Source organism: Streptomyces sp. NPDC088157, assembly GCF_044741545.1.
GTDB lineage: Bacteria > Actinomycetota > Actinomycetes > Streptomycetales > Streptomycetaceae > Streptomyces.
The window spans coordinates 37785-61891 of the sequence record NZ_JBIUSU010000001.1 but is presented as its reverse complement, the minus strand read 5'-3'; the positions used below and the strand labels follow the sequence as shown (position 1 = coordinate 61891).

14 protein-coding genes are annotated in these 24107 nt (G+C 72.8%); 10 read left to right on the top strand and 4 right to left on the bottom strand.

The window, feature by feature from the left end; genetic code table 11:
- Nucleotides 1-131 precede the first annotated feature (131 nt).
- From prfB to ACIPFH_RS00205, 3 genes are all read right to left on the bottom strand, one after another.
- Nucleotides 132-1238 carry a peptide chain release factor 2 gene (gene prfB / locus ACIPFH_RS00215; protein WP_401821555.1) on the bottom strand — a complete coding sequence of 369 codons (1107 nt, stop codon included), beginning with the start codon at nt 1236-1238 and terminating at the stop codon, nt 132-134.
- Between the two features lie 74 nt (nt 1239-1312).
- A complete protein-coding gene (locus ACIPFH_RS00210) occupies nt 1313-2560 on the bottom strand; it encodes a serine/threonine-protein kinase (protein ID WP_401821552.1) in 1248 nt (415 codons plus the stop codon).
- Between the two features lie 131 nt (nt 2561-2691).
- Complete coding sequence (locus ACIPFH_RS00205) at nt 2692-4434, bottom strand: serine/threonine-protein kinase (protein WP_401821550.1); 1743 nt, start codon at nt 4432-4434, stop codon at nt 2692-2694.
- A 336-nt stretch (nt 4435-4770) separates the two neighbouring features.
- Here ACIPFH_RS00205 and ACIPFH_RS00200 point away from each other — a divergent pair, with 336 nt between their 5' ends.
- The 9 genes from ACIPFH_RS00200 to ACIPFH_RS00160 all read left to right on the top strand — a co-directional run bounded on the left by ACIPFH_RS00200 (nt 4771) and on the right by ACIPFH_RS00160 (nt 22956).
- On the top strand, nt 4771-8478 hold the full coding sequence (locus ACIPFH_RS00200; RefSeq protein ID WP_401823659.1) for an FHA domain-containing protein: 3708 nt from the start codon (nt 4771-4773) through the stop codon (nt 8476-8478).
- Nucleotides 8479-9237: 759 nt separating this feature from the next.
- Nucleotides 9238-10566, top strand: coding sequence for an ABC transporter substrate-binding protein (locus ACIPFH_RS00195; RefSeq protein ID WP_401821547.1), 1329 nt, complete (start codon nt 9238-9240; stop codon nt 10564-10566).
- Between the two features lie 7 nt (nt 10567-10573).
- The gene (locus tag ACIPFH_RS00190; protein ID WP_401821544.1) at nt 10574-11917 is read left to right on the top strand and encodes a carbohydrate ABC transporter permease; all 1344 of its coding nucleotides are present in this window, start codon (nt 10574-10576) and stop codon (nt 11915-11917) included.
- A 20-nt stretch (nt 11918-11937) separates the two neighbouring features.
- Entirely contained in the window at nt 11938-12765 is an 828-nt protein-coding gene (locus ACIPFH_RS00185) for a carbohydrate ABC transporter permease (RefSeq protein WP_401823657.1), read from the top strand.
- A 151-nt stretch (nt 12766-12916) separates the two neighbouring features.
- Nucleotides 12917-15199 (top strand): CDP-glycerol glycerophosphotransferase family protein, encoded by a 2283-nt coding sequence (locus tag ACIPFH_RS00180; RefSeq protein ID WP_401821542.1) that lies wholly within the window; start codon nt 12917-12919, stop codon nt 15197-15199.
- A gap of 174 nt (nt 15200-15373) precedes the next feature.
- Complete coding sequence (locus tag ACIPFH_RS00175; RefSeq protein WP_401821539.1) at nt 15374-17578, top strand: CDP-glycerol glycerophosphotransferase family protein; 2205 nt, start codon at nt 15374-15376, stop codon at nt 17576-17578.
- Nucleotides 17579-17586: 8 nt separating this feature from the next.
- The gene (locus ACIPFH_RS00170) at nt 17587-19818 is read left to right on the top strand and encodes a CDP-glycerol glycerophosphotransferase family protein (RefSeq protein WP_401821537.1); all 2232 of its coding nucleotides are present in this window, start codon (nt 17587-17589) and stop codon (nt 19816-19818) included.
- An 8-nt stretch (nt 19819-19826) separates the two neighbouring features.
- Nucleotides 19827-21104 (top strand): hypothetical protein, encoded by a 1278-nt coding sequence (locus ACIPFH_RS00165; RefSeq protein WP_401823656.1) that lies wholly within the window; start codon nt 19827-19829, stop codon nt 21102-21104.
- A gap of 214 nt (nt 21105-21318) precedes the next feature.
- A complete protein-coding gene (locus ACIPFH_RS00160; RefSeq protein ID WP_401821535.1) occupies nt 21319-22956 on the top strand; it encodes a hypothetical protein in 1638 nt (545 codons plus the stop codon).
- Here the strand turns inward: ACIPFH_RS00160 and ACIPFH_RS00155 are convergent.
- A complete protein-coding gene (locus ACIPFH_RS00155; protein ID WP_020132372.1) occupies nt 22946-23359 on the bottom strand; it encodes an organic hydroperoxide resistance protein in 414 nt (137 codons plus the stop codon). The two genes, ACIPFH_RS00160 and ACIPFH_RS00155, sit on opposite strands and share 11 nt — an antisense overlap.
- Before the next feature lie 142 nt (nt 23360-23501).
- On the opposite strand from ACIPFH_RS00155, the gene ACIPFH_RS00150 reads away from it, so the two are divergent.
- Entirely contained in the window at nt 23502-24011 is a 510-nt protein-coding gene (locus ACIPFH_RS00150) for a MarR family winged helix-turn-helix transcriptional regulator (RefSeq protein ID WP_401821534.1), read from the top strand.
- Nucleotides 24012-24107: the final 96 nt, after the last annotated feature.

Sequence of the window (24107 nt, the reverse complement as noted above, 5' to 3'; positions counted from 1 at the left end):
TTTTCAAAGCATCGTCAAGGTCGTTGCGTACGCAATGTCCAAGTCGGGGCGCTTTGCGTGGCGTTGGTGGTGTGAATGTGATGTAAAAAGCAACCGCCCCTGATTCAGGGGCGGTTGCCTTGTCGACAAAGTTACTTCTCTTGCTGCTTGCGCCAGCGAATTCCGGCTTCCAGGAACCCGTCGATCTCACCGTTGAACACGGCCTCGGGGTTACCGACCTCGAACTCGGTACGCAGGTCCTTGACCATCTGGTACGGGTGCAGGACGTACGAACGCATCTGGTTGCCCCAGGAGTTGCCGCCGTCGCCCTTGAGGGCGTCCATCGCGGCCTGCTCCTCCTGGCGGCGCCGCTCGAGCAGCTTGGCCTGGAGCACGTTCATCGCGCTCGCCTTGTTCTGGATCTGCGAGCGCTCGTTCTGGCACGAGACGACGATGCCGGTGGGGAGGTGGGTGAGGCGCACCGCGGAGTCGGTCGTGTTCACGCCCTGACCGCCGGGACCGGAAGACCGGTAGACGTCCACCCGCAGCTCGGACTCGTCGATCTCGATGTGGTCGGTCTGCTCGACCACGGGCAGGATCTCGACACCCGCGAAGGACGTCTGCCGACGCCCCTGGTTGTCGAAGGGCGAGATCCGCACGAGCCGGTGCGTGCCCTGCTCCACGGAGAGGGTGCCGTAGGCGTACGGGATCTGCACGGCGAAGGTGGTCGACTTGATGCCGGCCTCTTCCGCGTACGACGTCTCGTAGATCTCGGTCTTGTAGCCGTGCTGCTCCGCCCAGCGCAGGTACATCCGCTGGAGCTTCTCCGCGAAGTCGGCGGCGTCGACGCCACCGGCCTCGGCGCGGATGTTCACGAGCGCCTCGCGGGAGTCGTACTCACCGCTGAGCAGCGTACGGACCTCCATCTCGTCCAGCGCCTTCTTGACGGAGGTGAGCTCGGACTCGGCCTCGGCGAGGGTGTCCGGGTCGTCCTCCTCCTGGGCCATCTCGAACAGCACGGCGAGATCGTCGATCCGGCTGCGCAGCGCGTCGGCCTTCCTGACCTCGGCCTGGAGGTGGGACAGCTTGCTGGTGATCTTCTGCGCCTCGTCCGGGTTGTCCCACAGGGACGGCGCGGCCGCCTGCTCCTCGAGCACGGCGATGTCTGCCCTCAGCTTGTCGAGGTCCAGAACGGCCTCGATCGACTCCATGGTCGAGGAGAGGGACTTGAGCTCTTCGGATACATCGACGACTGCCACGCCTCCAGCCTAACGGACCCGGCATCCGAGCCCGTCCGGCCTCTGCCCCGGAGCTCCGGTCAGGACCGTCCGGGTCAGGGAGACGCCGGTGCCGAGCTCTTCGTGTCCTGCGGAGTCGCCCCCGCGTCGTCGCCGGAGGTGGCCGCCCACGTCCCGATGCCGGCCGCGGCGACCAGGGCCACCGCCGCCACGCCCAGCGTGATCCGCCGGCGCCGGGTGGCGGAACGGTGGCGCGCCGAGCCGGGGCGGGGTGCGCCGGCCGCCCTCGGCACCCGTGCCGTGCCGTGCGCCCCGCCCGCCAGCTCGTCCGGGGCGGGCACCCGCATCGACGTGTGGGTGTCCCGGTTGGAGTCCGGTTTCGCGTTCGGCACCAGCGGGACCGAGCCGCGCCGCACCCGACCGGAGGGGGCCGTGGGGGAGGAAGCGGAGGGCTCGGCCTCCTCCTGCTCGCCTTCCTCCTGTTCCGGGTCCGGCTCGTCGACGTCCAGCGGCGGCATCCCCGCCAGCGTCGGCAGCTGCTCCCGCAGCCGGGCGGCGAGCTCGGACGCCCGCAGCCGGGACGCCGGCGCCTTCGCCAGGCACTGCACGATGAGCTGCCACAGCTCGTCCGTGATGCCGGGGAGCGGGGCCACGGACTCCGTGACGTGACGGCGCAGCACCGCGCCGGGGTGGCCGCCGCCGAACGGCGTGAAGCCCGCGAGGAGCTCGTACAGGACGGTCGCCAGGGCGTAGATGTCCACCGAGGCACGCGGCGGCAGGCCCTCCACGATCTCCGGCGCCAGATAGTCCGGGGTGCCGATGATCTTCGTGGCGCGGGTCCGTTTGGGGGTGTCGATCAGTTTCGCGACGCCGAAGTCGGTCAGCAGGGCGCGGTGCGAGCCGCCGGGGCCGAGCGGTCCCTGCATGTCGAGCAGTATGTTCTCGGGCTTCACGTCCCGGTGCACGATCCCGGCGGCGTGCGCGGCGGCCAGTCCCTCGGCGATGTCCGCGACGATCGCCACGGCGGCCTCGGGCGCGAGCCGCCGGTCCCGCTCGAGGCGGGTGCGCAGGTCCGTGCCGCGGACGAGGTCCATGACCAGGGCCAGGTCGTTGCCGTCGACCACCAGGTCCCGCACGGACACCACGTGCGGGTGCTCCAGGCCGAGCAGTGCGGTGCGCTCCTGCACGAAGCGGCCCACGAGCTCCTCGTCGGAGGCGAGGTCCTCGCGCAGCAGCTTGACGGCGACGGGCCCGTCCGGTCCCTCGCCCAGCCACACCGTGCCGGCGCTGCCCCGTCCCAGGATCTGGTGGGCGGTGTACCGGCTGCCGATCTTCCGTGCCAAGGCTGCTCCTACAGACGCGTGTTGCCCATCAAAGTACGCGTCCGAGGAGCCAACCTTCACCGCGGAGACGGAAATCACCCGCCAGATGTCGACAAGTACACAAGCTCACGGTCAGGACCGGAGCCTGTGCCTCAGTTGCCGGTGCCGCCCGAGCCGGTGCCGCCCGAGTTCCCGGCCAGGTCGCCGATCCAGCCGGTGACCTTGTCGAACCAGCCGCTGATCAGCTGCCAGTAGCTCTGGCCGGTACCGATCCACTCCTGGAGCGGACTCAGCTCCCAGATCAGCCACCCGGCCACGAACAGGATGACGATCGTGAACAGGCAGCCCTTCAGACAGCCCAGCCCGGGGATCTTCATCGGGTTGGCACTGCGCTGCCTCGGCTCCCGGGGCTGCCGTGGTTCCGGCTCGGGCCGCTGCCTCGGCTGCTGCTGGGGCTGGGGCTGGGGCGCGTACCGCTGGGGCTGCTGCTGAGGCTGCTGGTGCTGCGGAGGGGCGTACTGCTGCTGCGGCTGCCCCTGGTACCCGTAGCCGGGCGGGGGCTGCTGCTGGCGCTGCTGAGGTCGTTGTTGCTGCTGAGGCCGCTGTTGCTGCTGGTTCTGCGGCGGGTAGGGCTGCTGCGGCTGCTGCTGCCGGGAGACCTGGCGCTGGGGGCGGCGGCGCAGCGGGTCCTCGCCGGGATCGAGGTACTGCTGGACCTGCGTCGGCTCGTTGCGGTCGCGGGCGGCCCGCATCTGGTTCTGCCAGGGGTGCGGCTGCTCGGGCTGCTGACCCTGCTGGCCGTGCGGTCCCGGCTGGTGCGGCGGCACCGGGGGCAGGACCGCCGTCGGGTCGGCTCCGCCGCCGGGACCGCCCGTGTGCGGGAGGACGGCGGTGGGGTCGGCGGCGCCCGCCGGGCCGGTCGTGTGCGGCAGGACGCTGGTCGCGGCGTTCGGGTCGTAGGCGCCACCCGGCACGGTCGCGGGCGTCGGGTCGGGGGCGAGCAGATGGCCGACGCCGTCGGCGGCCGCGATCTGCATCGAGTTCGCGTGCACTCCGATGCCCTCGGCGACGATCCGCAGCCCGCGCGCGAGGTTCTCGGCGCTCGGCCGGTCGTCGGGGTTCTTGCGCAGGCAGCGCTCGATGACCGTCCAGAGCGGGTCGGGGACCGTGGACGGGCGGCGCGGCTCGGCGTTCAGGTGTTGGTGCAGGACCTCGAGGGCGGAGCCGCCGGAGAACGGCGGACGGCCGGTGACCAGCTCGTACAGCAGGATGCCCGCGCCGTAGATGTCCACGGCCGACGTCTGCGGACGGCCCTCGGCGGACTCCGGCGCGACGTACGAGGGCGTGCCGACGAACTCGCTGGTCCGGGTCAGGCCCGGGGAGTCGGCGAGACGCGCGATGCCGAAGTCGGTGAGCAGCGGGTGCATCTGCCCGCCGTTCTGCATCAGCAGGACGTTGGCCGGCTTCAGGTCGCGGTGCACGACCCCGTCGGCGTGGCTGGCCGCGAGCGCGTCGGCGACCTGGGCGGTGAGCAGGGCGGCGGCGACCGGCGTGAAGGGGCCGTTCTCGCGCAGGTAGCGGTGCAGGTCCGGGCCGTCGACGAGGTCCATGACCAGCGCCAGCAGATCGCCCTCGACGACCAGGTCACGGACCCGGACGATGTTCGGGTGGGTCAGGCGCAGCAGTACGGACCGCTCCCGCAGGAAGCGCATCACGACGTCGGGGTCGTTCGCGAGCTCCTCTTTGAGGACCTTGATCGCGACGGTCTCTCCGGGCTGGCCGGCCACGGCCGCCTCGGCGCCCGCGGTCTCGCGCTGGCGGGCTCGCCAGACGGTGCCCGTGGCGCCGCGTCCGAGCGGCTCCTCGAGCAGGTACTTGCTGCCGACTGGCCGCACGTCACGCGCTCCCTGCTGCTTGCTTGCCTGTCCTGTTCGTGTTCCGACCCACTGTAGTGCCGCTGTGCGGACGCCGGGCTGTCGTCGTTGTCCGAAGGAAAGACGCTCGGCTCGGTCTTCTTGGTTGCCGGGGCCGGACGTGACCGATCTCAACTGATCGCCGGTGACGCTCTTGTCCGGCACTTTTGCGGGCAGAGCCGACCAATCAAGATCACTTGTCACCGGGTGTGGGGCGCGTTGTCAGTGACAGGTGCGAGGATGCCTTCAGTACTGGCCGCTGTGCTCGTGTGGGGTGGGGGGAAGCCCGCATCCGTGCAGAAGGGACCGCTGACGGCGATGCAGATCCGGCTGACCGTCGTAGACCCGACGGGCGCGCCCTTCCCCGCGCCGGGCTCCGCTCGCGCGGGGGGACCTCCGGCGCGGGCCCGCTCCGCGAGCTGCGACGTGCTGGTCACGGCGCCCGCCGGCACGGCCTTGGCCGCGGTGGCGTCCGCGCTGGCCGCGGCGGTCTCCGGGGAGGGCGCCGCCTCGGCCTCCTCCGCGGCGGTCGTGCTGTACGCGGGCGTGGAGCGGCTCGACACCCAGCGCTGCACACTCGGCGAGCCGCCGCTGATCGACGGCGCCGTGCTGTCCCTGGGCGCTCCGGCCGACCCCGAGCCGCATCCCGAGGTCGACGAAGCACCGGCCCGCCTGCACGTGGTGGCCGGGCCGGACGCGGGCGGGGTGCATCTCCTGCACGGCGGCCAGGTCCGCGTGGGCCGCTCCGCCGACGCCGACGTGCCCCTCGACGACCCGGACGTCTCCCGGCTGCACTGCGCCGTGACGCTCTCCTCCGACGGTCGCGTCACGGTCGCCGACCTCGGCTCCACCAACGGCACCACCCTGGACGGCGCCCGGGTGCAGGACCGTCCCGTGCGCCTCGCCCCCGGCGCCCTGCTGCGCGTCGGCGAGTCGGCCCTGCGGCTGGCCCCGCCCGGCGGCCCCGGCCCACGGGCGACGACCACGCCGGACGGGGAGGGCCATGTCCGGGTGCCCTGCGCGGGCACGGCGTCGCAGGACCCGGACCCGGACCCGGCAACGGGCGACGGCCCGTCCGGGGACCGTCCCGCCCCGGGCGCGGCCCACACGCGCGCGACGGGCGACGGCACGGGCGACCGGGAAGGTCCTTCGGGACCGACCGGCCACGCCTACGGCACGGTGGACTGGAGCGGCTCGCCGCAGGCACGCAGCGCGGGCGCGCGCGGTGCCGGGGAGATCCCTCCGGCGCCCCCGCTCGTACCGGGCCAGGGCACGGCACCACGCATCGAGAGCCGGCGCGGCGGCGAGGCACGCGCGGTGGACCCCGGGCGCCGGACGCCGCCGGGAGCGGTCGGCTCCGACAGCGCGCCGGGCGCGGGCGAAGGCTCCATGGCCACCCACGCCGGCCACTCCGGCCTCGGCTCGTTCACGGGCGCGTACGACGACGTCCGCGGGCCGCACGGCTCGCCCGACGATGTCCACTCCCCGCAGCGCCCCTCCGCCTCCTCTCCCGCTCCCCGGTCCGCCTCCACGCCGACGCCGACGCCGACACCCTCGGCTTCGTCCCCGTCCTCGTCCACGCCCTCTCCCTCGCCCGCCTACGACGACCTCCCCGACGCCGATCCGTACGCGGGCACCGGCCGTAAAGGCACCCCGCTGCGCGGCACCGACGTACCCCCGGGCGTACGCAAACGCGGCGGCCTCTCCGCGTGGGCGCGCCGGCTGGCCGGCGGTCGCGGGGGCGCCCAGGACACGGACGCCCCCGGGACCTACGACGAGGAGACGGCCGGAGCGCAGTCGTACCCGTCGGCCGCCGTGTCCCCCGCACCCGAGACCTGGCCGGACCCGGCGGCGCTGCTGCTGACGGCGCTGGGCCCCGGCCCCCGGCTGTGGGAACGCGGCCCCGGACACCCCGAGACGCTCACCGTGCGCCTCGGCACGGCCGACCGGCCGGCGCCCGACGGCTCCGGCCTGCTGCCCGCCGTACCGGTGACGACGGGGCTGCGCGAGGTCGGGGCGCTCGGTCTGGCCGGGCCGCGCCCGCGGCTGTCCGGGCTGGCGCGCGCGGTGCTGGCCCAGCTCGCCGCGCTGCACTCCCCCGACACCCTGGAAATCGTCCTGATCAGCACGGACCGCGCGCGTTCCGAGGAGGAGCGCGTCGCCGAGTGGTCCTGGCTGGGCTGGCTCCCGCATCTGCGCCCGGGGCACGGCCAGGACTGCCGTCTTCTGCTCGCCTACGACCGCGACCAGGCCACGGCCCGCGCCGACGAACTGCTGCGCCGTCTGGAGGACCATCTCTCCGACAGCGCGGGCGGCCCGAGCGGCACGGGACCGGCTCAGGTACCCGTGCAGCGGAGCGCCGCCCGGCGGCCCTCCTGGGCCGTGGCGGACGGGACGGGGGACGGCGGGTTCCCCGGCCCGTACACGGTGGTCGTCGTGGACGGCGATCCCGGCGGCGCCGACCTGCGCGAGGCGGTGGCCCGGCTGGCGGTGGCCGGACCGCGTGCCGGGATACATGTCGTCTGCCTCTCCGAGACGCCCGCCGCCTCCCCTTCCTCGCCGGTGACGGAGACATACGAAACGGCGTGTGCGGCGGCGCCCACGTTCCGCGCGTGCGGAGCCGTCGCGCTGCTCAGCGGGGACGTGGCGACCGCGCTGCGGCTGCTGAGGGTCGCGCCGGCCGGGGCGGAGACCGAGCGGCCCGGCCCGGTGGGACCCGGCACGGTCGGCGCGGTGGACGCGGTCTCCCCCGCCTGGGCCGAACGCTTCGCGCGGGCTCTGGCGCCACTGCGTCCGGACGGCGCGGGCGGCGGCGGTGAGCGGCACACGCGTGTGTCCGCGCCGCTGCCCCAGTCGGCCCGCCTCCTGGACAAGCTGGGCCTGGCCCGGGCCACGCCCGCCTCGCTGATGGCCCGTTGGGCGGACGCGGCCGACGACGCCGAGGCGCTCGGCGGGCGGGCGTGGGCTGTGCTGGGCGCCGGTCCGCGCGGTCCGGTCGGCGTGGACCTGGTCGCCGAGGGCCCGCACCTGCTGATCGAGGGGCCGACCGGCAGCGGGCGTACGGAGCTGCTGCGGGCGGTCGTGGCCTCGCTGGCCGCCGCCGAGCGTCCGGACCGGCTCGGCATCATCCTGCTGGACGGCCGCGACACCGTCGGCAAGGGTGGCGGCGGCCACGGCGACGGTCTGCGGATCTGCACGGACGTACCGCACGTCACCACCCACCTCACCGCCAACGACCCGGTCCGTATGCGGGAGTTCGCGCAGTCGCTGAGCGCCGAGCTGAAGCGGAGGTCGGAGCTGCTGGGCCGTTCCGGCTTCGCGGAGTGGCACACGCAGCGCACGGTCTCCGGCCGCATCGTCCCGCAACGCACCCCCAACGCCCCGTCCCCGGGAGCCGGGCTCGGCGGCGGGTCCGCGGGCGGCGCCGCCGACATCGAGTCCCCGCCCAGTGCCACGCTGCGGCTGCGCCCGGGAGCGGCCGCACGTCAGCGCGCCGAGGCGGCGCCCCCGCTGCCCCGGCTGGTGGTGGTCGTCGACGACCTGGACGCACTGGTCTCCCCCGCCCTCGGCTCCCCCGGCCGGCCGGCCGCCGGCTCGGTCATGCGCGCGCTGGAGGCGGTGGCCCGCGAGGGCGAGCGGCTCGGTGTGCACCTGGTGGCGGCGGCAGGCCCCGGAGGCCGTACGGCGGAGTCGGAACCGGCCCGTCTGTCCACGGTTCGGATCACGCTGGAGCCACCCGGTTCGGGCACGGACGAACCGGCGCCGGGCCGCGGCCGCCTCAAGGGCGCGGACGGCCGCCTGACCCCCTTCCAGGGCGGCCGCGTCACGGGCCGCATCCCCCGCACGGCGACCCTGCGCCCCACGGTGGTTCCCCTGGAGTGGCACCGCATGGGCGACCCGCCGACCCGTCGCCCGGTACGGGAACTGGGCAACGGCCCGACGGACCTGGCCCTGCTGGCCAGCGCCCTGGAGAGAGCGGCACGCCAACTCAGCCCACCCGAGGGCGCCCCCACCGGCAGCCCCTGAACGCGAAAACCCTGCGGCGCCCGCACGGGCCGACCCGTGCGGGCTTCGAGCGGGCCCGTGCGAATTTCGAGCGACCCCGTGCTGGCTTCGGGCGGCCTCCGCCGCCTCCGGGCGGCTTTCGAGCCGTTCCGAACCGACTCGGGCGGCCCCGCGAGCCTGTGCGGTCCGGAGCTCCGGGGCCCTGAGTCCGAACGGGTCCCGGGCGGGCCTGAGCGGGTCCCGGGCAAGCCCTGTCGCGCCTGTGCGGGTTCCGGGCGGGGCCGTGCGGGTTCCAGGCGGGCTCGGGCAGATCCGGCGGTCCCGGTGTCCGGCGCTTCGGGTGTCCAGATGTCGGGGCGGGCTCCGGCGAGCCCGGGTGCGTCCGATGCGGGTCCCGGGCAAGCGGGCTACCGGGGCGGTGGTCCGCTCGGCGGCCGCGGGGTGGCGAGCACGAACGGCGGCCGCCGGGCGGTGAGCACGAACGGCGGCCGCCGGGCGGTGAGCACGAATGGCGGCCGCCGGGCGGTGAGCACGAATGGCGGCCGTGTCGGGATGTGAGTGGCGGCGCTGTGGCGGGAATCGCGCGCGTTGCGATCACGACGCGGTCACGATCCCCCGCTTGACAGCACAGGCGCTCTTGCCGAGCCACAGCACCCGGCGTAGACCAGTGCCACGGGACAGCGCCCGAACGTTCACGAGTCGACGAGGACGAAGAACGGGGCAGTGATGCGCAGCACCAGCAACATCATCCGGACACGCAGGACCGTGAAGGCGGCCGCCATGCTTCTGTCGGGAGCCCTGGCGCTCTCGCTCACCGCGTGCGGCAGCGACGACGACAAGAGCGGCGGAAGCGACAGCAGCACCGGAAGCAAGGAATCCGGCAGCACCCTCACCCTCCCCAAGCTCGACGGCACCACCCTCGAGGTGGCCGCCGTATGGACCGGCACCGAACAGGCGAACTTCAAGAAAGTCCTCGCCGAGTTCGAGAAACGCACCGGGTCGAAGATCACCTTCGTGCCCGCGCAGGATCCGATCATCAACTTCCTCGGTTCGAAGATCGCGGGCGGCTCACCGCCGGACGTGGCCATGCTGCCGCAGCCCGGCGCCATCAAACAGGCCGCCGACAAGGGCTGGACCAAACCGCTGGGCGCCGAGGCCCAGGCAGAGCTCGCCAAGAACTACTCGCAGGGCTGGCAGGACATCGGGAAGGCCGGCGGCAAGCAGTACGGCGTCTACTACAAGGCCGCCAACAAGTCGCTGATCTGGTACAACGCCAAGGTCTTCGAGAACGCGGGCGCGAGCGAACCCAAGACGTGGAAGGACCTGCTGACCACCGCGCAGACGGTGTACGACTCCGGCGTCACCCCGTTCTCGATCGGCGGCGCCGACGGCTGGACCCTCACCGACTGGTTCGAGAACGTCTACCTCTCCCAGGCGGGCCCGGAGAAGTACGACCAGCTCGCCCAGCACAAGATCAAGTGGACGGACCCCTCCGTGAAGGAGGCGCTGACCACCCTCGCCGAGATCTGGGGCAAGAAGGACTGGGTCGCGGGCGGCGCGAGCGGCGCGCTGCAGACCGAGTTCCCCGCCTCGGTGACCCAGACCTTCACCGGCGGCGACCAGCCGAAGGCGGCCATGGTCTACGAGGGCGACTTCGTGCAGGTCAACATCGCCGACACCAAGTCCAAGGTCGGCACGGACGCCAAGGTGTTCCCGTTCCCGCAGGTCGGCGACACCGCGCCGGTGGTCTCCGGCGGCGACGCGGCCGTCATCCTGAAGGACTCCAAGGGCGCGCAGGCGCTGGCCACCTTCCTGGCCTCGCCGGACGCCGCGGAGATCCAGGCCAAGCTCGGCGGCTACCTCTCGCCGAACAAGAACGTCGACGTCTCCGCGTACCCGAACGAGGTCCAGCGGACGATCGCCAAGGCGCTGGTCGCGGCGGGCGACGACTTCCGCTTCGACATGTCCGACCAGGCCCCGCAGGCCTTCGGCGGCACGCCCGGCAAGGGCGAGTGGAAGGATTTGCAGGACTTCCTGAAGAACCCGACCGACGTGGCCGGCATCCAGGCGAAACTGGAGTCGGACGCGGCAGCGGCGTACGGGAACTGAAGCAGACATGGCAACGGCTGCGGCGGCGGGGGCTCCCGGAGCCCCCGCCCCTCCTCGCTCGCGCAAGAGTGTGACCGGCACCCGAAGGACCGTGGCAGCGCTGTTCCTGCTGCCCGCCCTGGTGCTGCTGGGCGCGCTCGTGGTCTACCCGATCGGGTACTCGGTCGTGCGCAGTTTCTACGACCAGTCCGGCGACGGCTTCGCCGGCGTCGACAACTACAAGGCCCTCTTCACGGACGACGGCATCCGCACCGCCCTGAAGAACAACGTGATCTGGGTGGTGTTCGCGCCGACGGTCGCCACCGCGCTCGGTCTGATCTTCGCGGTGCTGACCGAACGGGTGCGCTGGGGCACCGCGTTCAAGCTGGTCGTCTTCATGCCGATGGCGATCTCGATGCTCGCCGCCGGCATCATCTTCCGGCTGGTCTACGACCAGGACCCGGACAAGGGCGTCGCCAACGCGGTGTGGGTGGGCGTCCACGACACGTTCGCCGAGGCGTCGGCGTTCCCGAAGGCCCACCCGGGCCGGGACTCGCCGCTCGCACCGGAGAACGGCGGCTTCATCACCAAGACCGCCGTCCACACCGGCGACCCGGTGAGCCTGCCCATGGTCGGCGTCGCCCCCGGCCAGATGCCCGGCGGCGCGGGGAAGGCCGTGACGGCGCGGCCCGAACAGGACGCGGTCACCGGGACCGCCTGGCAGGACTTCACCCGCGGCAAGGGCGTCGGCACCCTCGGCGTGCCCGACCCGTCCGAGCTGGGCTACGCCGGGATGCGGATCGAGGCGGTGAAGGACGGCAAGGTGGTGGCGTCGACGAAGGCGGCCGGCGACGGCACCTTCACGCTTCCCGCCGAGGCCGACGGCGCCCGGCTCCGGCTGCCCGCGAGCAACTTCAAGGAGGCGTACAACGGCCTGGACTGGCTGGGCCCGTCGCTGGTCACACCGGCGATCATCGGCTCGTACATCTGGATGTGGGCGGGCTTCGCGATGGTGCTGATCGCGGCCGGTCTCGCGGGGATCCCGAGGGAACTGCTCGAAGCGGCCCGGGTGGACGGCGCCAACGAGTGGCAGGTGTTCCGCAGGGTGACCGTCCCGCTGCTCGCGCCGGTCCTCGCGGTCGTCGCCGTCACCCTGATGATCAACGTGCTGAAGGTCTTCGACCTGGTCTTCATCATTGCCCCGGGCTCCTCGCAGGACGACGCCAACGTGCTCGCCCTGGAGCTGTACCGCAAGGGCTTCTCCGAGGACCAGCCGGGCATCGCCAGTGCCATCGCGGTGTTCCTGCTGCTGCTGGTGATCCCGGTGATGTGGTTCAACGTGCGTCGGCTCAGGCGGGAGGTACGGCGGTGACCGAACGGCTCGCATGGCTCATGGAAAAGCTCAACGGCGGCCTGGTGCGCGCCTTCCTGATCGTCGTCGGCCTGTTCTGGCTGGTGCCGACCATCGGGTTGCTCGTCTCCTCCCTCCGTTCCCCCGAGGACATGAGCGCCAGCGGCTGGTGGAAGGTGTTCAGTGAACCCTCCCGACTCACCTTCGACAGCTACCGGACGCTGCTGGAGAACGGCGACATCACCAGCTCCCTCGTCAACACCGTGCTGATCACGGTGCCGGCGACGGTCCTGGTCGTCGTCATCGGCTCGCTCGCGGGCTACGCGTTCGCGTGGATGGAGTTCCCGGGCCGGGACTGGTGGTTCCTGGGCGTGGTGGGGCTGCTGGTCGTGCCGGTGCAGGTGGCGCTCATCCCGATCGCCGAACTGTTCGGCAAGGTAGGCCTGTTCGGGAACATCGCGGGAGTGATCCTGTTCCACGTCGGGTTCGGACTGCCCTTCGCTGTGTTCCTGCTGCGGAACTTCTTCGCGGAGATCCCCCGCGAACTGCTGGAGGCGGCCCGTCTCGACGGAGCAGGTGAACTGCGCCTGTTCGCACGGGTCGTGATGCCGCTGGGCGGCCCGGCGATCGCGTCCCTGGGCATCTTCCAGTTCCTGTGGGTGTGGAACGACATGCTGGTCGCGCTGGTGTTCACCAACGCCGACAGCCAGCCGATCACGGTCGCCCTCCAGACGCAGGTAAGGCAGTTCGGCAACAACATCGACGTGCTCGCGCCCGGCGCGTTCATCTCGATGGTGATCCCGCTGGCCGTGTTCTTCGCGTTCCAGCGGCAGTTCGTGTCCGGCGTGATGGCGGGCGCGGTCAAGTAGCCCTGGAACGAGGGGCGGGCCGGTTCGTCGGCCCGCCCCTCGCCGTTCACCCGCAATCCCCCGTATGCCGTACGAACCGTAACCAATTCACTCCATCGGCCGTTCCCGGGCAAGGCCCTGTCTTCCGCCCGCGCCGACCCATGGATGTCCCTTGCCCAGGTTCAGTGTCATCGTCCCCGCGTACAAGGTTCAGGCGTACCTGCACGAGTGCCTCGAATCGGTGCTGTCCCAGTCGTTCGCCGATCTCGAACTGATCGCCGTCGACGACCGTTCGCCGGACGCCTGTGGCGAGATCATCGACGAGTTCGCGGCCCGCGACGCACGCGTGCGTGCCGTGCACCTTCCGCGGAACGTGGGCCTGGGGCGGGCCCGCAACGCCGGTCTGGAGCGGGCGACCGGCGACTACCTGCTGTTCCTGGACTCCGACGACACGCTCACCCCGGACGCGTTGCGCGCGATCGCCGACCGGGTGAAGGAGACGGGCGAACCGGACGTCCTGGTCTACGACTACGCGAGCACGTACTGGTCGGGCGAGACGGTACGCAACCAGTTCGCGGCACAGCTCACCGAGGAGGGCCCGGCGCCCTTCCGGCTACGGGACCGTCCGGGGCTGCTCAGGGTGATGATGGTGGCCTGGAACAAGGCCTACCGGCGGAAGTTCGTCGAGAGCGTGGGCCTGACGTTCCCCCCCGGCTACTACGAGGACACGCCGTGGACGTACCCGGCGCTGATGACGGCGCAGACGCTCGCGACACTGGACCGGGTCTGCGTGCACTACCGGCAGCGCCGCCGGGGCAACATCCTGTCCACCACGAGCCGGGGACACTTCGACGTCTTCGAGCAGTACGACCGGGTCTTCGCGTTCGTAGAGCAGCGGCCCGAACTGGCGCCGTGGCGGCCGGTGTTGTTCCGCCGCATGGTCGACCACCTCTCGACGGTATTCACCAAGCGCGACCGGCTCCCGCACGGTTCGCGCGCCGAGTTCCTTCGCAAGGCCCGTGCCCACTACCGCCGTTACCGCACCCCGGGCGTCTCGGTCCCGCTGCGCTCCCGGCTGCGCCACACCCTGGTGCACTTCGGCGTGCACCGCACCTACCGGGTGCTCCAGACGTCCATGACCGTGCGCCGACGCACGCACAAGGCCGTCTCGAAACTCGCCCGCGCGCTGAGGTCGGCCTCCCTCCAGGCCCACTACCGCGTCCAGCTGCGGCTGCCGCTGCGCGCCGACCGTGCCGTGTTCGCCGCCTACTGGGGCCGGGGGCACAGCTGTAACCCGGGCGCGCTGGAGGCCGCGTTCCGTACCTTCGCGCCGCAGGTCCGCACGGCGTGGATCGCCCGCCCCGAGCACCTGGCGGCCGTCCCGTCCGGCCCCCGTCAGGTGCGCCCCGGGACGGCCGCCTACTGGACGGCGCTGGCCCGCTCCAAGTACCTGGTGAACAACGTCAACTTCGACCGGCGGCTGGTCAAGCGCCCCGGTCAGGTCTTCGTGCAGACCCAGCACGGCACCCCCCTCAAGCACATGGGCCTGGACCTCCAGGAGCGTCCGGCCGCCGCCCGCGACATGGACTTCGCCGAGCTGCTGAGGGGCGTCGACAAGTGGGACTACGTCCTGTCGGCCAACCGCCACACCACCCTGACCTGGGAGCGCGTCTACCCGGGAAGCTACGAGACCCTCGAGTACGGCTACCCGCGCAACGACGTCTTCCAGCGGGCGGCGACGGCGGACGTGGCCCGGCTGCGCGAGTCCCTCGGCATCCCCCGCGACACGGTCGCCGTCCTCTACGCGCCCACCCACCGCGACTACCGCCGCGTCCAGCGCTCCCCTCTCGACCTGGAACGCGTGCTGCGCCGCCTGGGGCCCCGCTTCGTGATCCTGGCCCGCGCCCACTACTGGCAGGAGCCCCCGGCCGGCCGGCCGGTGCCCGGCGTCATCGACGTCACCGACCACCCGAGCGTGGAATCCCTCTGCCTGGCCTCGGACGCCCTGGTCACCGACTATTCGTCGCTCATGTTCGACTACGCGGGACTGGACCGCCCGATCGTGATCCACGCCGACGACTGGGAGGCCTACGAGGCGGCCCGCGGCACCTACTTCGACCTGCGCGCCTGTCCGCCGGGCGCGGTCGCGCGCAGCGAGGACGAGCTGATCGACATCTTCACGACCGGCCACTGGCGCGGCTCCCGCTCGGCCCAGCTGCGGGCCGCGTTCCGCGAGCGGTTCTGCCCGCACGACGACGGACGCGCCGCCGAGCGCGTCGTACGGCGGGTCGTGCTGGGCGAGACGCGGCTGCCTCCGGTCGTGCCGCTCGCCGAGCGCCGTCCGGTGCCGTCGTTCGCCGCCGCCGCCGCGGCGGGGATGCCCGCGGGGCGCCCGACGCTCGCCCATGTGCCACCGCCCGCCGGGCCGGTCCTCCCCGTCACCGACCGGCGCTGAACGCCGCGCGTCCGGAAGGGAGTTCCCATGCTCCTCGGCTCGTCGCGGCCCACCCCGACCGGGCCGTCCACCTGGCTGCCGACCGGGCGGCCCGGCCGCTCCGCCTGAAGAACCCGCCCCAGATCAGTGGATCTACAGATCAACGGCTCAGCAGATCGACAGAGAAAGAGCAGAATGCCCCGCTTCAGCATCATCGTCCCGTCCCATGGGGTCGCGGGCCGGCTGTCCCTCGCGCTGGACTCCGTCCTCGCCCAGTCCTTCGGTGACTTCGAGCTGATCCCGGTCAGCGACGCGCCCGACGCCCCGGCCGCGGTCCTCGCCGCCGGGTACGCGCGGCGGGACTCCCGGGTGGCGCCGGTCCACTCGCCGCCGTCCGCCGGGCTGAGCGGGGCGCGCAACACCGGGATGCGGGCGGCGACCGGCACGTATCTGCTGTTCCTCGACGGCGACGACACCCTCGCCCCCGGCGCCCTGGCGGCCCTGGCCGGCCGGCTGACCGAGACCGGCGACGTCGACGTCCTCCACGCCGAGCACGAGCGCACCCCCTGGTGGGAGGGCGAGCCGGCCAACCCGGCCGCCCTGCTGCTGGCGAGGGCACCGAAGGGCGCCTTCTCCCCCGCCGAGGCCCCGCACATCACCGGCGTGCAGCTGCCCGCGTGGGGCACGGCCTACCGGCGCGCCTTCGTCACCGAGCACCGGCTCTCCTTCCCCGACGGGCACTTCACGGACGTCGGCTTCGGCGGCCTGGTCAGCGTGCACGCCGAGCGGGTCGCGGTGCTGCGCTCGGTCGTCGTACGGCATCTGCTGCGACGGCAGGGCAACCGGCTGAACCTGCCCGGCGAACACCACCTGGAACTGCTGGACCGGACCGACGAGGTGCTCACCCGGGCGGCCGAACTCGGGCTTGCCGGGGACCGGTCGGGCCCGCTCTTCGAGCAGCTCTTCGCGGCCGTCCTGAAGAGCGCCGCGCATCCGGCCCGGCTCACCGCACGCCCTCGCCGGGCCTTCTTCCGCCGCGCGGGCAAGCTGTACCGGAGCCACCGCCCGGCAGGATTCCGCCGGCCGGGCGGCAGCCTGGGGGTGCAGCACCGGCTGCTGGCGGCCGGGGCGTACACGGCGTTCCGTGCGCTGCGCGGCGCCAACCAGAAGGCCTCAGGTGCCGTCGAGCGCCTCCCACGCCCCCAGGGCCTGCGCACCCGGCTGTTCTACCGGCGCCAACTGCGCCGCCCTATCGACCCGAACCTGGCGGTGTACTGCGCCTACTGGGGGCGCGGCTACGCGTGCAGCCCGGCCGCGATCCACGCCAAGGCCGCCGAACTCGCCCCGCACATCCGCTCGGTGTTCCTCGTCGAACCCGACCAGGCGCACGCGATGCCGAAGGGCGTCGACCACGCCGTCATCGGCGGCCGCCGCTATTGGCAGGTCCTGGCCCGCGCCAAGTACCTGATCAACAACGCCAACTTCGCGGAGGGCGTCGTCAAACGCGAGGGCAGCGTGCATGTGCAGACGCAGCACGGCACCCCGCTGAAGAAGATGGGCGTGGACCAGTCCACGTACCCGGTCGTCGCCGCCGCGACCGGCTCCTTCACCAAGCTGCTGGGCCGCGTGGACCGCTGGGACCACAGCCTCTCCTCCAACGCCCACTCCACCCAGATGTGGGAGCGCGCCTTCCCGGGCTCGTACGAGCAGCTCGAGTACGGCTATCCGCGCAACGACGTGTTCTACACGGCGACCGGGGCCGACGTGGCCCGGATCCGGCGGGAGCTGGGAGTGCCGGAGGGCAGTACGGCCGTCCTGTACGCGCCCACCCACCGTGACTACCAGACCGGTTTCGAGCCGGGGCTGGACCTGGAGGCCTTCTGCGAGGCGGCCGGCGAGGACGTCGTCGTGCTGCTGCGGGCGCACTACTTCTACGACGGGGGCGGTCGGCGCGACACCGGCCGGGTCATCGACGTCACCGGGCACCGCTCCTCCGAAGAGGTCTGTCTGGCCGCCGACGCGCTGGTCACCGACTACTCGTCGATCATGTTCGACTACGCCAACCTGGACCGCCCGATCGTCGTGTACGCCGACGACTGGGACGTCTACCGGGAGACCCGGGGCGTCTACTTCGACCTGATGGCGGCCCCGCCGGGACCGGTCGCCCGCACGCCGGAGGAACTGGCGCGGGTGTTCCGCGACGGCTCCTACGCGGACTCCGGGTCCGCCGCCCTGCGGGCCGGGTTCCGGTCCCGTTTCTGCCAGTTCGACGACGGCCGGGCCGCCGAGCGGGTGGTGCGCCGGGTGCTGCTCGGCGAGTCCCCGGAGGCGATCGCACCCGTGCGGCCGCTCGCCGAGCGCGTCCCGGCCCCCGCCGCCTCCACTCTCGTAAGGAGCTGACCCCCGCAGTGCCCCGCTTCAGCATCATCGTCCCGTGTTTCAAGGTGCAGGGCTTCCTGCGCGAGTGTCTCGACTCGGTCCTGGAGCAGTCGTACCGGGACGTCGAGGTGATCGCCGTCGACGACCGCTCGCCCGACGGCTGCGGCGCGATCCTCGACGAGTACGCGGCCCGCGACGACCGCGTCCGGGTCCTGCACCTGCCGGAGAACGCCGGCCTCGGCCGCGCCCGCAACGCCGGTATGCCGCTCGCGGGCGGCGACTACCTGTTCTTCCTGGACAGTGACGACACCCTCACCCCGGGCGCGCTGCGCGCGATGGCCGACCGGCTCGACGAGTCCGGCGACCCGGATGTGCTGGTCTTCGACTACGCCCGCACCTACTGGTGGGGCGGCACCCGCAGGAACGCCCTCGCGCACGTCCTCGCGGAGGCGGGCGACGGCACTTTCACGGCCGCCGGGCACCCCGAGATCCTCGACCTGCTGATGGTCGTGTGGAACAAGGTCTACCGGCGGGAGTTCGTCGAGAGCAACGACTTCTCCTTCCCGCCCGGCTACTACGAGGACACGCCCTGGACGTTCCCCGTCATGCTCAGCGCGGAGCGGATCGCCACGCTGGACCGGATCTGCCTCAACTACCGCCAGCGCCGGCAGGGCAACATCCTGTCCACCACCAGCCGCAAGCACTTCGACATCCACGACCAGTACGAACGGGTCTTCGCCTTCGTCGACTCCCGCCCCGGCCTAGCGACCTGGCGCCCCTACCTGCACCGCAAGATGGGCGAGCACTGTCTGGACATCCTCGCCAAGCCGGACCGGCTGCCGCCGTCGGACAAGGGCGAGTTCTTCCGCCGTACGGCCGAGCTGTTCGCCCGCCACAAGCCCGCCGGTGAACCGGTCCCCGCCGAACTCCGGGTCCTGGAGGGCGGTTACACCGCCTACCGGATCAGGCGGAGGGCCGGGCAGGCGGGCCGGGAACTCGCCCGGCGCGGCGGGCAGGCGCGCCGGGCGGCGGGCGGGCGGGCGCACCGGGGGCTGACCGCCCTGCACGGTCGCCGCCCGCTGGATCCGGACCTCGTCCTGTACTCGGCGTTCTCGCACCGGGGCGTGCTCGGCGATCCGGGAGCCGTCTACGAGAAGGCGCGGGAGATCGCGCCGCGGTTGCGCGGGGTGTGGGTGGTGCGCGACGAGGAGACGGCCGCGCTGCTCCCGGAGGGTGTGGAGCACGTGCTGCTCGACTCGCCCGCCTACCGGCGCGTCAGCGCGCGAGCCGGGTTCTTCGTCAACAACGTGAACTGGCCCGGCACCCTGGTCAAGCGGCCGGGCAGCGTCCACATCCACACCCACCAGGGCACCCCGCTGAAGTACATGGCGGCCGACCTGCTCCAGCAGCCCGGCGCCCGGCACGGCGTGGACGTGCCGCAGATGCTGCGCCGCGCCGACCGCTGGGACTACAGCCTGGTCGCCAACCAGCACTCGGAACTGGTGTGGGAGCGGGCGTACCCGTGCCACTTCACGTCGGTACGGAGCGGCAGTCCGCGCAACGACGTGCTGGTGAGGGCCGGCACGAACGCCGAGACGTCGGCGGGGCCGTCGGTCCGCGCGCGGCTCGGTGTGCCGGCCGGTCACACGGTCGTGCTGTACGCGCCGACCCGCCGCGAGTACGTGCGCGGCGGGCACGCCGACCGGCTCGACCTGGCCCGGTTCGCCGCCGACCTCGGCGAGGGGCACACCCTCGTCGTACGGCTGCACCCGTCGCTTGCGACCGGTCCGGCGCGCGGGCTGGGCCTGGCCGACCTGCACCGGCGCGGGGTGCTGGTGGACGCGACGGACGAGCCGCGCGTCGAGGACGTCATGCTCGCCTCCGACGTCCTGGTCACCGACTACTCGGCCCTGATGTTCGACTACGCCAACCTGGACCGGCCGATCGTCGTCCACGCCGACGACTGGCCCGCGTACACGGCGAGCCGGGGCGCCTACTTCGACGTCACGGCCGACGCGCCGGGCCATGTCTCGCGCACCTACCGGGAGCTGGCCTGGCTGCTGGCCTCCGGCAGCTGGCGCGACGAGGAGTCGGCACGGCTGCGGGCGGGGTTCCGGGAGCGGTTCTGCGCCTACGAGGACGGGCGGGCCGCCGAGCGGGTCGTACGGCGGCTGCTGCTGGACGAGGAGTTCCCCGAGGGGGCCGCCGTCCCGAAGGTGCCCGGTCCGGCCGTGGCCCGCGATCTGCTCACGTCGACGTGAAGGCCCCCCTGCGGCCGCGTACCTGGGTGCTGGTCCTGGCCGCCGTGTTCGCGCTGCTCCAGCTCGCGAACGTGACCGGCCGGGACACACCGGACAGCAAGAACTACCTGTCGTACGCGCTGAGCCTGCGCGGTGAGAGCAAGCGTGAGGCGGCGGCCGTCACCATCGCCTACGCCTGCGCGGGTCAGGGCTCGATCGCGGACCGCCGGCAGAGCGTGGACGTGCTGCGCTTCGACGCGCCCGGCCCCGGCCGCCGGGTCACCGCCGAGTGCCGCGAGCGGGAGTGGCGCAACGTCGACGCGCGGCTGAGGGCGGGGCAGACCGGCGGGCACACCGTGCCGTTCATGCCGGAGCGCTTCATGCGGATCTTCGAGGCGCGCCCCGGCTACCCGGTGTTCCTGCTGCCGTTCCTCACCCTGTTCGGTGTCACCTGGGGTGTGTGGCTGGCGGGGGTCGCGGTGGCGGCTGCGGGCGGGGCGCTGGTGTTCCTGATCCTGCGCACACTGGGCGCGCCGACCTCCGTCTGCGCGACCGGCCAGGCCCTGTACTACGTGCTGCCGTGCGGTACGACCGCGATGCGCCCGATGACCGAGGGCCTGATGCTGGCGCTGACGCTGGTGGCGCTGTGGGGGTGCGGGCTGGCCCTGGACGGCGAGGTGCGGGCGGGGGCCTGGCTGGTCGGCGGTTCGCTGGCCGCCCTGTTCACCGTCAAGCACTCGCAGGCGCTGTTCCTCGGGCTGTGCCTGGCGGCCGCGGCCGTACTGATCGCCGTACGGCGCCGACGGCAGGGGCGGGAGGCGGGGCCGGGGGTGGCCGTGGTGGCCGTCGCGGGCGGTTGCGGGGTGCTGGGGACGCTGGTACTGGCGAGGCTGCTGCACTATCCGTCCGAGTCGGAGAGCCTCCAGGATCTGCTGACCCACCACTTCGACCGGCCCGACCGCACGCACGCGTGGGCGAAGTTCCTGCGCCTCCAGGGGCACTTCTGGGTGGAGTGGCTGCGCCGGCAGCTGTGGGAGCCGCTCTTCGTGGCCGCGCTGGCGGCCGGAGCCGGGGGCGTGGCGCGGGGACGGCGGCGGGCGTTCGGCGTCTTCGTGCTGGGCGCCGCCTGCACCGGGATCCTCACCCAGGCCGGACACCCGGACATCACCATCTGGGGCGACCGGTTGATCGTGCTGGCGTGGCTGCTGCCCGTCCTGGGAGTGCCGCTGCTGCTCGAACCCGTACTGCGGGGGCGGGTGGCCCTGCCGGTTCAGGAAGGCTCCGATCGGGCTCACTCGATGCGGTGACGTTCGACAAGACCGGTGACCCGAGCGGGAACATACGGCGAATGCCCCCTTTTGCTCACATTGATGACCGCACCGGCTCCCCGTCGGGCTCTCCGTCCCGTTTCCAGCCCGGCTCCCTGCCCGATTCCCTGTCCGCCCCCTCGCCCTCTTCGCTCTCCCGCGCGGTCCTCCTCGGCACGAGGCGCTTTCGCACGATCCGCTTCGGTGGGGTCCGTTGAGCGCCGGCGTCCTGACCCGGCGGCCCGCGCGCGGCGCGACGGCGCTGCGCGGCGGGCGGATGTGGCGGCCGACGCCGTACCAGGTCTTCGGTCTCCTCTTCTGGCTGGTGATGTCGCTGGCGTACTGGCGGGTGCCGCAGTGCTGCGACGCCGGCCAGCACGCGGCGGTCGTCGAACGCCTGAAGGACCATCTCCTGCATCCCCGCCACCCGACGGGCGACCTGCCGGGTGCGGGCAGCCCCTATTACTCGCCGTACGCGGTCGCGGAGGGCGCGTTCGCCCGGGTGACCGGGCTGACGGGCTGGGAGGTGCTGCGGGTCGCCGGACCGGTCAACCTGCTGGTGCTGCTCACCGGCATCGGCCGCTTCACACGCGTGCTGACGCCGCGACCGTGGGCGCCGGTGCTCGCGCTGGCGGCGATGACCCTGCTGTGGGGCACCGAGCGAGCCTGGTGGAGCGGGTACCTGGGCCTGATGTCGATGACAGGCAACCTCGGCTACCCGTCCACGTTCGCCATCGGGCTCACCTTCTGGGCGTGGGCCCTGGCGGGCACGCGCACGCGTGACGCGCGCCGGGTGCGGTACGTGGGACCGAGCGGGCTGGGCGGCTTCACCGGTTACGTGGCACTGGGCGTGCTGTACGGGGTGATCCTGCTGGTGCATCCGATCACGGCGATCGCGGCGGTGACCGGGGGCGCCGCCTTCGTCGTGGGGTGGCAGCGGGGGTGGCGGGGCGCGGTGGCCGCCCGCTGGGCGGTGACGGGGGCCGTGGCGGTGCTGGTGGCCGCGATGTGGCCGTACTTCGACGTGTTCGCGCTGGCCGGGGACGGCAGCGTGGACGCCATGCACCGGCGGCTGTACGACGGGCTCGTCGGCCACTTCTGGCTGGCGCTGCCGGGGGTGCCGGCGCTGTGGGCGCGGGGCCGCCGCTCGGCGCGTGACCCGCTGGTGCTGATGTTCGTCCTGCAGTGCCTGGTGGTGGCGTACGGCTTCGTCAGCGGCCACTACACCTACGGGCGGATCCTCGGGCTCGCCCTGGTCCCGCTCCAGTTCGCGCCGGCCGTGGAACTGGCGGCGTCCCGGCCCTGGCGGGCGGGGCGGCGGGTACTGGGCGCGGTCGCGGCGGGCGCGGCCTGTCTCGGCTTCCTCACCGTGCAGGCGGGGGCGGTCGTACCGCGCGCACTGGACCCGGTGGGTTTCGAAGCGCCGCCGCGCTGGCCCTCGTACGACTGGGCCGCACGGCACATCGGGCCCGGCGAGGTGGTGGTCACCGACGGGTACTACGCGGTCCACGCGATCGCCGGGTACGGGCCGAACCTGGCCGCGCCGGCCTGGCCGGACGCGGCCCTGGACGAACGGGAGCGGCTACGGCGGCTCGACGACGTCCGCGTCTACCTCTCCCCCGGGTCGACCCGCGCCGAGCGCGTGGGGATCGCCCATCGCTACCGCATCCGCTGGCTGCTGCTGACACGCTGGCACCCGGTGCCCGAGGAGGCCGTGGTGGTGGCGTGGAGCCGGCGTACGGGGGAGGTGCTGGCGCGGGTCGGGGACCACCGGACCGCTCGAAGCGGCCTGGGCCCACGAAGGTCCGGAAACCGCCCGGCGGCCCGCGGCCGCTCAGTGACTACTCGATGACGAGGTCGACCTCGATGTTGCCGCGGGTGGCGTTGGAGTAGGGGCAGACCTGGTGGGCGGTCTCGACCAGCTTGCGGCCGGTCGCCTCGTCCAGGCCCTCGGGCAGCTCGACGCGCAGCGTCACCTTCAGGCCGAAGCCCTCGCCCTGCTTGCCTATGCCGACCTCGGCGGTCACCGCGGCGTCCGTGACGTCCACCTTCGCCTGGCGGCCGACGAGACCGAGGGCGCTGCCGAAACAGGCCGCGTAGCCGGCGGCGAACAGCTGCTCCGGGTTGGTGCCCTGACCGTTGCCGCCGAGCTCCACCGGCGGGGCCAGCTGGAGGTCGATCCTGCCGTCGGAGGAGACGGCGCGACCGTCGCGGCCGTGGGTGGCGGTGGCGACTGCGGTGTAGAGCGCGTCCATGGATGAACCATCCCTCTCGGAAGTCGTGTCGGGGGGTGGCCGGCCCTCGCGCCGTTCGCGTCCGGACCGCCTCACGGAGATAAGTAGAGCACACAATTCAATTGTGCACAACTAAATGGCCCGCTGGAGCTACCCTGGAGTCATGACCCCGACGCCCACACCCGCAGCGCAGGAGAACGCCGAGGAGAACTGGCTCCACTTGGACAGCCAGATCTGCTTCTCCCTGCACGCCGCCTCACGCGCCTTCAACGGCGTCTACCGCGTGATCCTCAAGGAACTCGGGCTGACCTACCCCCAGTACCTGGTGCTGCTGGTCCTGTGGGAGCACGGCGAGCTGCCCGTCAAGAAGCTCGGCGAACACCTCCGCCTCGACTCCGGCACACTCTCCCCGCTGCTCAAGCGGCTGGAGTCGGCCGGCCTGGTGCGCAGGGAGCGCAGCGCCCGCGACGAGCGCTCGGTGGAGATCCGGCTCACGGAGGAGGGCGTCGCGCTGCGCGGACAGGCGCTGCGGGTGCCGCGCCGGATCGTTTCGGCGACCGGATTCGACCTGGACGAGATCCGCGAACTGCGCGAACACCTCGACCAGCTCACCACGGCGCTCGACGCGGCGGCCCTGGAGGAGGACCCGGGGCACGGACACCCGAGGGGCTGACGGCGGTCGCGCGGACAGGGCGGACGGACAGGACGGACAGCGGCGCACGGACGGCGTGCGGACGGCGTGCGGACGGCGGTCGTGCGCACGGCAGCA